The 13291-nt window shown below is 48.4% G+C and carries 10 protein-coding genes; all 10 read left to right on the top strand.

Annotation, left to right across the window (positions count from 1 at the left end):
* The first annotated feature begins 1 nt into the window (after window position 1).
* On the top strand, window positions 2-919 hold the full coding sequence (locus PUW25_RS25080; protein WP_047912584.1) for a DUF2232 domain-containing protein: 918 nt from the start codon (window positions 2-4) through the stop codon (window positions 917-919).
* A gap of 11 nt (window positions 920-930) precedes the next feature.
* The gene (locus PUW25_RS25075; protein ID WP_047912585.1) at window positions 931-2934 is read left to right on the top strand and encodes a DHH family phosphoesterase; all 2004 of its coding nucleotides are present in this window, start codon (window positions 931-933) and stop codon (window positions 2932-2934) included.
* Entirely contained in the window at window positions 2931-3374 is a 444-nt protein-coding gene (rplI, locus tag PUW25_RS25070) for a 50S ribosomal protein L9 (protein WP_047912586.1), read from the top strand. The genes PUW25_RS25075 and rplI overlap by 4 nt, the downstream gene beginning before the upstream one ends.
* A 1-nt stretch (window position 3375) precedes the next feature.
* Window positions 3376-4737, top strand: coding sequence for a replicative DNA helicase (dnaB, locus tag PUW25_RS25065; RefSeq protein WP_047912587.1), 1362 nt, complete (start codon window positions 3376-3378; stop codon window positions 4735-4737).
* Between the two features lie 417 nt (window positions 4738-5154).
* Window positions 5155-6441, top strand: coding sequence for an adenylosuccinate synthase (locus PUW25_RS25060; protein ID WP_047912588.1), 1287 nt, complete (start codon window positions 5155-5157; stop codon window positions 6439-6441).
* A gap of 282 nt (window positions 6442-6723) precedes the next feature.
* The gene (locus PUW25_RS25055; protein WP_274337844.1) at window positions 6724-7494 is read left to right on the top strand and encodes a hypothetical protein; all 771 of its coding nucleotides are present in this window, start codon (window positions 6724-6726) and stop codon (window positions 7492-7494) included.
* 298 nt (window positions 7495-7792) lie between these two features.
* A complete protein-coding gene (locus PUW25_RS25050; RefSeq protein ID WP_274337843.1) occupies window positions 7793-9271 on the top strand; it encodes a peptidoglycan DD-metalloendopeptidase family protein in 1479 nt (492 codons plus the stop codon).
* Window positions 9272-9435: 164 nt separating this feature from the next.
* A complete protein-coding gene (yycF, locus tag PUW25_RS25045) occupies window positions 9436-10161 on the top strand; it encodes a response regulator YycF (RefSeq protein WP_047912590.1) in 726 nt (241 codons plus the stop codon).
* Window positions 10162-11985, top strand: a complete 1824-nt coding sequence (walK, locus tag PUW25_RS25040) for a cell wall metabolism sensor histidine kinase WalK (RefSeq protein WP_047912591.1) — start codon at window positions 10162-10164, stop codon at window positions 11983-11985.
* Window positions 11986-13266, top strand: a complete 1281-nt coding sequence (locus PUW25_RS25035) for a YycH family regulatory protein (protein WP_047912592.1) — start codon at window positions 11986-11988, stop codon at window positions 13264-13266.
* Window positions 13267-13291: the final 25 nt, after the last annotated feature.

Below are 13291 nucleotides of genomic sequence, written 5' to 3'. Positions count from 1 at the left end.
TTTGAAATTCCGCTGGAAAACAGCTGTATGGAGTCTGATCTATCTGCTTCTGTTATTATCACTGTTAACTCCTTTAACAGCGATTAGTGTGTTTCTGATTATTTTACCAGGGGTTATACTTTATACCTCATTAAATTTGAAGTCATTCTTAGTACATGTTATACCCGTACTCTTGATTGGGCTAATCATAAGTCCGATTTATTTAATTTTCGGGATATTTTTCTTGATTCCAGCGATCGTAATCGGTCATTGTTATAAGAAGCAAAAGCCTGCGTTAAATACCTTAGTGCTTGGAACAGGCACAATCCTGGCTGAATTTTTGCTATTGCTCTTGATCAGTACAACCTTGTTCCAGATTGATTTTTCTGAATATATTCGTGAAACGATTGAGTTTACGATGACACCGGTAACCGAATCGGGCGGTAACAACGCCTTGACGAATGGATTGGTAATGGATGAAGAAATGGCCGAGGCAGTGAGCAGCGCGACCGTTCAGATGATTCCTTTTGCGCTTATCGTCACTTCACTGGTTATGGCTTCTCTAACCCATGTTATTGCTCGTCCTATTCTAGGCCGCATGGGAATCCGGGTGAACCGGCTCAAGCCAATCCGCGAGTGGAGACTACCGAAATCCCTGATATGGTACTATTTCTTGGGCATTATTCTTCAGCTGGTAGCTGGCAATACAGACAACGGCTTTCTAACGATGATTGCACTCAACTTCTCACCGCTGATTAATTTCTGCTTCATGATTCAAGCCATCGGATTTTTCTTTTTTGCTGCACATGCGAGATCATGGCATCCGGTCATTCCGTATCTGCTCGCTGTTGCCACGTTTCTGATTGGACCCATGCGGATTATCGGAATCATAGACCTTGCCTTCCCGCTCCGTGAAGCCATTTCGAAACCAAAACGATAGGATGAACCATGATGCCTAAATTTCTGTTAAAGCGTTGGCACGGTTATCAGACCGTCTGGGCGTTTGCTTTATTATTAATACTGGATGCATTTCTGGTTGCATATAACTGGCCGCTGGGTCTGGTTTGCTTCGTTCTTATCGCTGTACTCGGATTTATCATGGTCAAGAAAGAGTTCGTATTTCGAAGAGAACTGGTCGATTACATGGGCAGTCTGAATCTTCGGATCAAAAGAGTTGAAGGCGAAGTGTCTGCGAGCATTCCGCTTGGCATCGTGCTGTACAGTGAGGACCGTTCGATTGAATGGCATAATCCTTATGTATCCAGAATGTTTGAAGAGAAGACGCTGATCGGGAGTGAACTGACTTCTTTTTTTCCGCAGCTTCCATTCAAGCAGAAGGATAAGAAGGATGGCAGCAAGGAAAATGTGCATGGGAACGCTCATGAAATCAGATTTGAGTATCAAACGCTGGATCGGGTGTATGAGCTATTTCATTATCCCGAGGAACGGCTCATTTACATTTATGAGATAACAGAGCTCGCTACCTTGCGAGAGAAATACGAGAATGAGAAGATTGCACTAGGCATCATCATGCTCGATAATCTGGATGAAGCGTCGCAGGGGATGGATGATCAGCAGCGTACAGCACTCATTGCCCGTGTTGCCAGTGAGATTACAGCTTGGGCTAAGGATTATCATATCTATCTAAGAAGATTATCGTCCGAACGATACCTTATGGTGCTTCATTACAGCTCACTTCAGCAGCTGGAGATGAGCAGATTTGTTATATTGGACAATATCCGGGAGATGACGGCAGATCTGAAGGTACCGATGACACTGAGTGTGGGACTCGCCTTTGGATCAGAGAATATCCGGGAGCTGGGTGAGCTGGCTCAGTCGTCCCTTGATATGGCACTTGGCCGGGGCGGGGATCAGGCAGCGGTGAAGGCGGGACAGCGTCTTTCTTTTTACGGCGGTAAGACCAATGCAGTGGAGAAGAGAACCCGGGTCAGAGCCAGAGTGATTGCCCATGCCCTGCGTGATTTGATGCAGGAGAGCGATCGCGTCTTCATCATGGGGCACAAAATGCCAGATATGGATGCGATCGGTGCTTCCATTGGACTATGGAAAGCTGCTAATCTATATCATGTAGAGTGCTATATTGTGCTCGATTCTTCCAATCCATCCATCGATCGTTTGATGGAGCAGGTGAAGAAGGATGAGCGGCTGATGGAGGCATTTATTCTGCCTGAGGAAGCCATGCAGATGATGACCGAGCATAGCCTGCTCGTTGTCGTGGATACACATAAGGCCTCCATGACCATTGAGCCGAAGCTGGTGGACTCCATTTCCAGAGTTGTTGTGGTGGATCATCACCGCAGAGGCGAGGAATTTATTAATGATGCTGTGCTGATCTATCTGGAGCCGTATGCTTCATCGGCAGCAGAACTGGTCACAGAGCTGCTGCAGTATATTCATGATAAGCTGCAGCTCACTCCACTTGAGGCAACGGCATTACTGGCAGGAATTACGGTGGATACGAAGCATTTTGCCATGCACACCGGTTCAAGAACGTTTGAGGCGGCAGGATACTTGCGTAGAAACGGTGCGGATTCCATGCTGGTTCAGCGGCTGCTGAAGGAAGATTTACAGGAATATATTGCGAAAGCAGAAATCATAAAACATGCTAAAATGATGTATGGGCATATTGCGGTCGCTGTGACAGAGCCGGGACAGGTGATCCCGCAGCTTCTGATTGCACAGGTAGCCGACTCGCTGCTCAACATGACGGATGTCGTTGCTTCATTTGTTGTCAGTGAACGGCCGGACGGCGTAATTGGTATTAGTGCCCGTTCACTTGGTAAGATGAATGTACAGGTTGTCATGGAACGCTTGGGGGGCGGAGGTCATTTGACCAATGCTGCCGTACAGCTGGAAATGTCAATTGGGGAAGCAGAAGAAAAATTGCTGGAAGTATTGGCTGAAATCGAGAAGGAAGAGGGGTTGTTCGAATGAAAGTCATTTTTATAAAAGATGTAAAAGGTCAAGGGAAAAAAGGTCAAGTTAAAGAGGTATCCGAAGGATACGCATCTAACTTTTTGCTGCCAAGAGGTTTAGCACGTGCGGCTACGGATGGCAATATGAAAACATTAGAGAACCAGAACGCGGCTGAAGAGAAGCGCAAGCAGCAGGAGAAGGACGATGCAGCAGCACTGGGCAAGAAGCTTGAAGAGGCAACCATCGTGCTGAAGGCGAAAGCCGGAGAAGGCGGACGCCTATTCGGAGCAATTACGAGCAAGCAGATCGCAGAAGCACTTGCCGGGCAAGGCTTTAAAGTGGATAAACGCAAAATTGAACTGGACGAGCCAATCCGTAACTTGGGAGTGACTCAGGTTCCGGTTAAGCTCCACCCTGATGTCAAAGCTACGCTCAAGGTCCAAGTAACGGAGGAATAGGATGGGCGGCGAGATTTATTTTGATCGTGTTCCGCCGCAAAACCTGGAAGCCGAGCAAGCGGTTCTAGGTGCAATTCTTATTCAATCGGAAGCACTCATCACTTCGATGGAGCGAGTGACGACCGATGATTTCTACGACAAGCCCCATCAGCTGATCTATGAAGCAATGATTGAGCTTGGAGAAGGCAATCAGCCCATTGATCTTATTACACTGACCTCTCTCCTGCAGGATAAAGGGCAGCTTGATGAGATCGGCGGGGTAACCTATTTGGCCAAGCTGGCACATGCGGTGCCGACCGCAGCTAATGTTGATTATTATGCACAGATCATCGAGGAAAAATCGATGCTGCGCAGACTCATTCGCACAGCGACGCAGATCGTTAGCGAAGGCTATGCCGGCGGCGAAGACGTATCCGGCATGCTCAGCGATGCAGAGCGGCGTATTCTGGAGATCTCGAACCGGCGCTCAAGCAGCGGGTTCATCGCCATTCGTGATGTCGTCATGGAGGTCTTCGAGAAGGTAGAGTCACTGTATCAGAACAAGGGGAATACGACAGGAATTCCTTCGGGCTTCGTTGATCTGGACAAGATGACAAGCGGATTCCAGCGGAATGATCTTATTATTGTGGCTGCCCGTCCTTCGGTAGGGAAGACGGCATTTGCACTGAACATTGCTCAGAACGTAGCGGTTAGAGCGAACGAGACCGTAGCGATCTTCAGTCTTGAGATGTCCGCTGCACAGCTGGTACAGCGTATGATCTGTGCGGAAGCCAATCTCGATGCTGGCGTGATGCGGAACGGGGAGTTTAAAAGTGATGACGACTGGTCCAAGCTGACCATGGGCATCGCTGCTCTGTCAGAAGCCGAAATTTATATTGATGATACACCAGGGATTACTGTGGCTGATATTCGTGCCAAATGCCGCCGTCTGAAGAAGGAAAAAGGGCTCGGGATGATCGTCATCGACTACCTGCAGCTGATTCAGGGACGGGGCAAGGCCGGCGAGAACCGGCAGCAGGAAGTATCAGAGATCTCTCGTACGCTCAAGCAGATTGCACGGGAGCTAGACGTTCCGGTCATTGCTCTGTCACAGCTCAGCCGGGGTGTCGAGCAGCGCCAAGATAAACGGCCGATGATGAGTGACCTTCGGGAATCCGGTTCAATCGAGCAGGATGCCGATATTGTAGCCTTCTTGTATCGTGATGATTACTACAATCAGGAGACGGAGAAGAAGAATATCATTGAGATTATTATAGCCAAGCAGCGTAATGGTCCCGTGGGCACTGTCGAGCTGGTCTTCTTGAAGAACTTCAATAAATTCGTTAATTATGAACGTGTGCATTCGGATGCCTTTGCCGGGTGACATGCATTCTTATCTATAAGCATATCCATCCACTTCTCGCGTGCTGAATGCACCGGGCAGTGGATTCTTTCATTTTCAGCCAAGTTGCTCAGCAAATCCCGAACGATAAATTTTACTTATAATTTAATGTTCGCTTTTTTATTTGACTTTGATAGGAGTGACTGGTACACTTGAATTGCTGCTTTTTGTGGCAAACCTTACAGCAACAGTCATGTCCAGATGGAATGGCGATTAAGGTAGGGCTTTTTGCCGTGATATGAGGGCAGTTCGTGATCTTGTGAAATCTAGGACATTCGAATGTCTGTGAGAGCTGCAGTTATGAAGTAGCTGCGATATAGTAATCGTTTTTCTAATGTATATTTAAGTTCAAGTGTTAAGAAAATAAGGAGTGCAAAAGACACTCACGGGGGAATGAACATGTCAACAGTAGTCGTTGTGGGTACACAATGGGGAGACGAAGGCAAAGGCAAAATTACAGATTATCTTGCGGAAAGCGCCGATGTGGTGGCACGGTACCAGGGTGGTAACAATGCCGGTCATACTATTCTGATTGACGGTAAGAAATACAAGCTGAGCTTGATTCCATCCGGTGTTTTTTATGAGGATAAGAAGTGTGTCATCGGGAACGGTATGGTCGTCAATCCAGCCGCTCTATTGGAAGAGATCAATTATATTCATGAGAACGGCTTCTCCACGAAGAATCTGGTCATCAGTGACCGTGCTCATGTCATTATGCCATATCATATGGTGCTGGATGCACTTGAGGAAGATCGCAAGGGTCCTAATAAGATTGGAACGACACGTAAGGGAATCGGCCCTGCGTATATGGATAAAGCAGCCCGTAACGGTATCCGTATTGCTGACCTGATGGATGCTGAGGAGTTCGAATTGAAGCTTCGCCATATGGTGAAGGAGAAGAATCAAGTGATCGAGCAGGTGTACGGTGCAGAGGCGCTGGATGTAGAAGAGATTTTGCAACAGTATCTGGAGTACGCAGAACTCATTCGTCCATATGTAACGGATACTTCCGTTGTTCTTAACGATGCGATTGATGAAGACAAGAAAGTGCTCTTCGAGGGTGCACAAGGGGTTATGCTCGATATCGACCAAGGTACTTATCCGTATGTAACGTCCTCCAACCCGTCGGCTGGCGGCGTATGTATCGGTTCCGGGGTCGGCCCGTCGAAGATCAGTCAAGTGATCGGGGTTGCGAAATCCTACACAACACGTGTTGGAGATGGACCATTCCCAACTGAGCTGAATAATGAAGTAGGAGACTATATTCGTGAGAAAGGTCATGAGTATGGTACCGTAACTGGACGTGCTCGCCGGGTGGGCTGGTTTGATACGGTAGTGGTTCGTCATGCTAGACGTGTCAGCGGCATTACCGGATTGTCTCTGAACTCTCTTGATGTACTTACAGGTCTGGATACCGTTAAGATTTGCGTCGGATACAAGTATCGCGGTGAGTTCATCACTCATTATCCGGCAAGCCTCAAAATGCTGGCAGAATGTGAAGCTGTATATGAAGAAATGCCAGGCTGGAGCGAGGACATTACTGGAGCGAAGACGCTTGAGGATCTGCCAGAAACGACTCGTAATTATGTAAATCGTGTATCCGAGCTGACAGGTATTCCGATCGCGATCTTCTCGGTTGGACGTAATCGTGAGCAGACAAATCAAGTACTGCCAATCTATGTTTAATCTATAGACAGCTGTTAACTTCATATTGATATCCATAACCCTCTTCCCTTCTAGTATAGAAAGGATGGGGGTTTTTTGGTGTTCTTATCGGAACCAAGCGTAATACTGCTGTGAAAATATGAAAATTCGAAGGATAGAATCAAGAGAATTACGTCAATACTGAGTCTATAGCCTTCTTCGGGATGAATTAGACAACGTAAAATTAACGATGGACTGAATCATCCAGCTCATCTGCTAGATTAGGCGGCGAAGAGGGAGATCGATAGGAGGAGGCGTAAACGAATGAAATGGCTGAAATGGACGGGGCAGCTCCTGCTGACCGTCATCCTGGTGAGCACCCTGACCCTGCTGACAACAGGACTAATCGTGCAATCTTATATCTCATCACTGCTGGCTAGCTTCAACATTACCTGGGAAGGAGCGCCGAACAATCTTGCCGCGGTGTTTCAAGGTGCGCTGGGCATGAATCAGACAGCGAACACCTCCGAGAGCGCAGAGTCTAATTCTGAAACCGCATCTGGCAGCAATATGAACTCAGATCAATCCATGAATGGAACGGGTGACGAAGCGGATTCGGGTGCTAATGCAAATGATGAAACGAGTCAAACAGGCGAAACGGATCCAAGTCAGGCTGATCCTAACAATCCGGAGACAAACGGCGAGGAGGGAGTGAGCGGCGAAACAGACAGTGAAGCTTCTGGTGGAGGAGAATCAACAGGCGGTCCGTCAGGAAGCTCAGTGGACAGTTCGTCAGAGACTCCTTCCTCAAACACTACAGAAGAGGGAGCTGAGGCAGGCACTACTGAAGCGGATGATCAGATTGTCATCACACCAGAGGACATTACAGATCAGAAGGACTCTATCTCCACCGAGGATAAGACAGCGGTATTCGAACTCCTCATGAACAAAATTCCTGCCGATGAAATGCAGAAGATCTCTAGTACGATGGAAGGCGGCTTGACGGAAACAGAGCTGCAGGACATGGAGCAAGTGATTGCAAAATATTTAACAGAGGAAGAATATAATGAGCTGATGGCCGTATTGACACCCTAAAGGAAAGTTCAGGAAACCCGCGTTTTTCGCGGGTTTTTGGTATGTTTTGGTGAGTTGATCTAGTACTTCCGGCTGTGGTAAAGTAAACAAGTAAGCAAAAGGTTAAATTTTTGATACTATTTAGCAACCTTTTCTTCATATATCTAAGTAATCAAAGCGATAAGTGAGGACCAAACGTACAATCATACATATCGTTTACCGCTTGGATTGAAACTATGAATAAATTGGCTCATAAGTGATGCAATGGAGAGCAATAATATAGCTTGAACTTTTATAGGGCAGAGAAAAGGAGAAAATCATGAGCAGTATGAAAGACAACATGAAGAGCTCTGACAACTCGTTACCGAAAAAGGAGTTATCTAAGCCACGCAAATGGCTTCTTGTAACGGCGGCAGGACTATTTGTTACCATGTCAGCAGGGTTTGCGAGTGAGACGTATGTAACTGCGAATACGATCCCTTATTACAATGTATATGTTAAGGGAGAGCATATCGGAGCGATCAAGAGCGAGAACGAAATTGCGAAGCTGTATGAGAGCAAGACAGAGCAGCTTCAGCAGCAATATCCAGATGCTCTTATGCAGCTGGACATCAGTGGTGTTGAGCTTAAGGAAGAGCAGGCATATAAGCCTGAGATCGACAGCGAAGCCACACTTGGTAAGCTGAACGGATTACTGACCGGTTATGCGGAAGGTGTTAAGCTTAAGATTGATGGTAAAATGATCGGAATTGTTAAAGACCAGAAAACAGCGGATCAAGTCATCCAGAATGTTAAAAATAAATATATTACAGCTGAGGAAGAAGCGGCTCAGCCGGCTTCCAAGATCAGAACGGTTGCTGCGCTATCTTCCAATAGCTCACAAGGTTCAGAGGAAGAGCAGGTCAGCCTTGAATCCGTCGAGCTTGAAGAGCAGGTCGTGCTTACTGAAGTGAAGACTGATCCGAGTAAGATCCTCTCCAGTGAGGAAGCCATCGAACGACTGACCGAGGGACAGGAGCAGGAGACGGTATATGTGGTGAAGGAGGGAGATACGCTGAGTTATATCGCCCAGCATCACAACACAACGATTGCTGCTCTCAAGCAGCTGAATCCTGAGCTTGAAGAAGACAGTCTACGGATCGGAGACGAGCTCACACTCGTGCTTCCTAAGCCTCCGCTTACGGTAACGACGGTCGAGACGGTTGTCGAAGAGATTGAGACTGAACCTCAGGTGGAGATTCGTGAGACAGACGAACTGAAGTCAGGTGTTACCAAGGTCGTACGGGAAGGTCAGACCGGGCTTAAGCAGGTCGAGTTTCGGATTACCAAAGAAAATGGTGAAGTCGTAAAAGAGGAATGGCTCGGCCAGGAAGTGATTGAGGCTTCGGTATCTAAAGTCGTTCTCCAGGGAACGAAAGTGACGGGTGAAGGCAGCGGTATCTTCAAGTGGCCTGTAGCCAATGCAACGATTACCAGCGGATTTGGTGAGCGCTGGGGCAAGCAGCACAAAGGAATTGATCTCGTGGGTAACCGATCCATTACCGCTTCTGATGAAGGTGTTGTGACCTTTGCAGGACAACAAAGCGGATATGGCAATGTCATTATTATTAATCATCGTAATGGATATGAAACGGTATATGGTCATCTGGACAGCATCGGTGTCAAAGAAGGACAGATTGTTGACCAAGGCCAAAGCATTGGGATAATGGGGAATACGGGACGCTCTACAGGTACACATCTTCACTTTGAAATCAAGAAGAATAGTGTAGCGCAAAATCCGATGAAATATCTCCCTTAAAATAGGAAAGCATGATCTGTATAGGCAGATCATGCTTTTTTGTTGAGCGGATGAAAGAGCTCTTTTCACCTAGTGAAGTTGCCAGTTTAGGTATGTTAGAATGAGTATACGATTATAAAAAAAGGCAGTTATAGAAGACGCAAAATCAAAGGTGGGGCGAACGGATGCAGGGAAAGATTCTAGTGGTCGATGACGAACAGCCGATTGCAGATATCCTGAAATTTAATTTAGAGAAAGAAGGATACGAGGTTATCTGTGCATTTGACGGTATTCAAGCAGTGGAGCTCGCTCTATCCGACAGACCGGATTTGATCCTGCTTGATCTGATGCTCCCCGGCAAGGATGGAATGGATGTATGCCGGGAAGTTCGAGCTCAGCTGGAAACCCGGATTATTATGCTCACAGCAAAGGACTCCGAGATTGATAAAGTGCTTGGGCTTGAGCTCGGAGCAGACGACTACGTGACGAAGCCGTTCAGCACACGTGAGCTGCTTGCAAGAGTCAAGGCACAGATGCGAAGACAGCAGAAGTCAGAGACAGCAGCAGAGCCTCCACAGACTGAGGAAGAAGCACAGGGACTGAAGCTGCACGATCTTTATTTTGATACAGATATGTATACCGCCTACAGGAATGGACAAGCTCTTGATCTTACGCATCGAGAGTATGAGCTGCTCTATTATATGGCGAAGAATGCAGGCAAGGTCATGACTAGGGAGCATTTGCTTCAGGCCGTATGGGGGTTTGAATACTTTGGCGATGTCCGCACAGTGGATGTGACGATCCGAAGGCTGCGGGAGAAGATTGAAGAGAATCCGAGCAAACCGGAAACGATTGTTACCCGCCGAGGACTGGGGTACTTGATTCGGGGATCGAAGAACGGGGTCTTGTAGATGAAATGGACCTCTTATTTCCGCACGGTGCAGGCGAAGCTGATCATTGTATATGTGCTGCTTATTCTGGTGGCAATGCAGCTGATCGGGGTTTATTTTGTCAGTGCCATGAAGACCTCTCTCACGAGCAATTTCACAGAGGATTTGCATGCGCGAGCCGAAATGCTGTCTGTTCTGGTTGCTGAAGCGCTGGTTACAGGTGACAGTGAGGGAGAAGAGGACAGCACAGAGAATCTGGGCACGCTCGTCAACAATCTCTTTAACATCAACGGAGCCGAGATTCAGGTACTGGATGCAAGCGGACGGGTGCTGACGACGACGCTCAGCTCACATAATGATTATATCGGACGTAAGAATACGCAGACGGTGGTAAGCCGTGCGCTGCAAGGAATCCGTGATAATGAAGAAAACATTATTGATGAAGACAATGTCCGCAAAAAAGTCGTGGCTAAGCCCGTTTCGTCTGGGGGCAAAATCGTAGGTGCCGTGTATATCGCAGCATCGATGAATGAGCTGTATACGACGATGGAGCGGATTAATAACATATTTATCTCTGGGGTGCTGATCGCACTTGGCCTGACAGCTGTACTGGGCGTCATTCTGTCACACACCATCACGGCCCCTATCAAGGAGCTTACACGCAAGGCTAACGCTGTGGCAGAAGGCGATTTCAGCACCAAGATGCCTGTGCTCGGCAAGGATGAGATCGGACAGCTGAGCAGCACCTTTAACTATATGACGAGCCAGCTCAGAACGGCACTGTCCGAGAATGAAGAGGAGAAGGACAAGCTGTCTTCCATTCTGGCCAATATGAGTGACGGCGTAATCGCCATCGATGAGCTCGGCCGGATCATTCTGGTCAACAAACGGGCGAGCATGATGCTGGGCCGGGATGAAGCTGCGATGAGCGGCAGGCATTTTGCTGTCGTGCTCGGGCTTGAGGTTGAAGAAGCAGAGACGATGCTGAGCGGCATTACCGCGTCAACACTGCTTCAAATCCAGCCGTCCGGTCAGAACGATTCGGTAGTGATTCGGGTCACCTTCACACCGGTGCAGCGGCGCGATCAAGAGCGAACTGGAGCTATCATCGTGCTGCAGGATGTTACCGAGCAGGAGGAGCTGGAGGCCTCACGGCGAGAATTCGTGGCCAATGTATCTCATGAGCTGCGGACACCGCTGACGACGATTAAGAGCTACGCAGAAGCACTGGATGACGGAGCCATTGAGGATCCAGAGCTCGGAGGACGATTTGTTGGAGTTATTCAAAATGAAACCGAGCGTATGATTCGGCTTGTCACCGACCTGCTACATTTGTCCCGGCTTGATTCCAATGAAGCACCGCTGCGGAAGCAGCCGACCGTGATTATGGATGTGCTCGACGAGGTAGCCGACCGGTTCTCCTTCCAAATGCAGCAGAAGTATATGAATGTGGCGGTCATCGTGGACCAGGATGTACCGGAGGTGCCGCTGGACCGGGATCAGATCGACCAGCTGCTGGACAATCTGGTGTCCAATGCGCTGAAGTACTCGCATGAAGGCGGCAGCGTTACTTTATCCGCTACTCATATGGGAGATACGGTCGCTATATCCGTGGAAGATACCGGAATCGGCATACCGAAGAAGGATATCGACCGTATTTTTGAACGCTTCTATCGGGTTGAGAAAGGGAGATCGCGCAGCATGGGTGGAACGGGTCTTGGACTATCTATTGCACGTGAGATCGTCAAAGCCCATGGGGGAGACATTGAGCTGGAATCGGAGCTGGGCAGAGGGACGAAGGTCACCTTTACACTTCCGCTGGAGCAGGAAGGGAGTGAGCTGTAGATGAAGGAAAGATTCAAGACGATCGTGCTCGCGATCTTGATCACCGCAAGCTTGTTCCAGAGCTATTTTCTCATCTATCGGCTGCCGGGCAGCTATTCGGTTGTTACGAGCGAATCCAATTACATCAAGACCGAGAATATGGGTCAGGAGCAGCGAATCGAGAACTTAATCTTCCCTGATCATATGGTGATTCACATGGGTGAAGACCGGCATACACTCTTCTATCCGGAATCGACCTTCTATCAGCTGATCTACTCGCGTCTAGCGGGGCGCAGCTTCGGAGAATTCCAGAGACAGAGTGTGAGCTCGGAGAACTGGAATGAGCTGAAGAAAGAGAATCCGGGAATTGAGCTGTCTTTTGACGGGGGAATGCCGGTTGCGCTGCTGCAAAGAGTGATGCAGCTCGGCAGTGATCCATTATTTGAGGCCGAGACGATCAATAAAATATGGATATATACAGACAGTGATGACAAGGCACGTGCCTTGTTCTTTAGTTCACAGGGCGATGTGGTGTATGAAGCTGCCGATGTGGATCTTACAGTGCAGGATATCAAGCAGCATGTTGACTTTGGAGCAGGCTGGACTCCTTATAGGCTGACCAGTGAAGGATATTATCTTCCGGAGGAAGCGCTGGAGATGGTTCAGGTCGAGCTGGGTACCCAGCAGTACACGGTGGAGCAGATGCAGCGAAGCCTATTCTTCGATCCCAGCATGACACGGAACATCCAGGAGAAGGATGGATCTGAAATCTATACGGACAGCAAGCGCAGTCTGCAGGTGAACTTCAATCAGCGCTGGATCAGCTATAATGATCCGGCAGCCGTGCAGGCGAGTGAGGGCGATCGGACGAAGGATACCCTTGCGGCAATTGATTTTGTTAATCAGCATGGGGCGTTCAATGGTACGTCCCGGATGGAAATTGATTCCGACGGAGACAGCACGGAGGTCCATCTGTTCCCCTATTACGAGAGTTATCCGGTGCTCGATCTGCCGGAGTACGGATATGAGCATATGCGACTCGAGGTTCAGAAGGAGCTCGTATCCACGTATGAGCGTTCACTGCTGTATCTTGATGAAGCTGAAGAGATCAGCAAGGAGATGGTACAGCTTCCTTTTGGGGAAGAGCTGGCTGAACAGATCAAGGCGGCAGCAGGAGACCAGCAGGTTATCCGGCTGAATCCAGCTTATCAGCCGGTCGTTTCAGAGTCCGGCATGAAGCTGGTTCCGGTATGGGAAATCACGCTGGCCAGCGGTCAGGTGAGTACTATTCCATCTTCTTGATGCGCTTCGGTTACCCTGGACTTGT

The organism is Paenibacillus urinalis, assembly GCF_028747985.1.
Taxonomy (GTDB): domain Bacteria; phylum Bacillota; class Bacilli; order Paenibacillales; family Paenibacillaceae; genus Paenibacillus; species Paenibacillus urinalis.
This window is presented reverse-complemented; position numbering and strand designations above follow the sequence as displayed.

Coding starts and splice junctions, on each gene's coding strand:
- PUW25_RS25060 (WP_047912588.1), top strand. CDS start 5,155: ATGTCAACAGTAGTCGTTGTGGGTACACAATGGGGAGACGAAGGCAAA.
- PUW25_RS25055 (WP_274337844.1), top strand. CDS start 6,724: ATGAAATGGCTGAAATGGACGGGGCAGCTCCTGCTGACCGTCATCCTG.
- rplI (WP_047912586.1), top strand. CDS start 2,931: ATGAAAGTCATTTTTATAAAAGATGTAAAAGGTCAAGGGAAAAAAGGT.
- PUW25_RS25075 (WP_047912585.1), top strand. CDS start 931: ATGCCTAAATTTCTGTTAAAGCGTTGGCACGGTTATCAGACCGTCTGG.
- dnaB (WP_047912587.1), top strand. CDS start 3,376: ATGGGCGGCGAGATTTATTTTGATCGTGTTCCGCCGCAAAACCTGGAA.
- PUW25_RS25050 (WP_274337843.1), top strand. CDS start 7,793: ATGAGCAGTATGAAAGACAACATGAAGAGCTCTGACAACTCGTTACCG.
- walK (WP_047912591.1), top strand. CDS start 10,162: ATGAAATGGACCTCTTATTTCCGCACGGTGCAGGCGAAGCTGATCATT.
- PUW25_RS25035 (WP_047912592.1), top strand. CDS start 11,986: ATGAAGGAAAGATTCAAGACGATCGTGCTCGCGATCTTGATCACCGCA.
- yycF (WP_047912590.1), top strand. CDS start 9,436: ATGCAGGGAAAGATTCTAGTGGTCGATGACGAACAGCCGATTGCAGAT.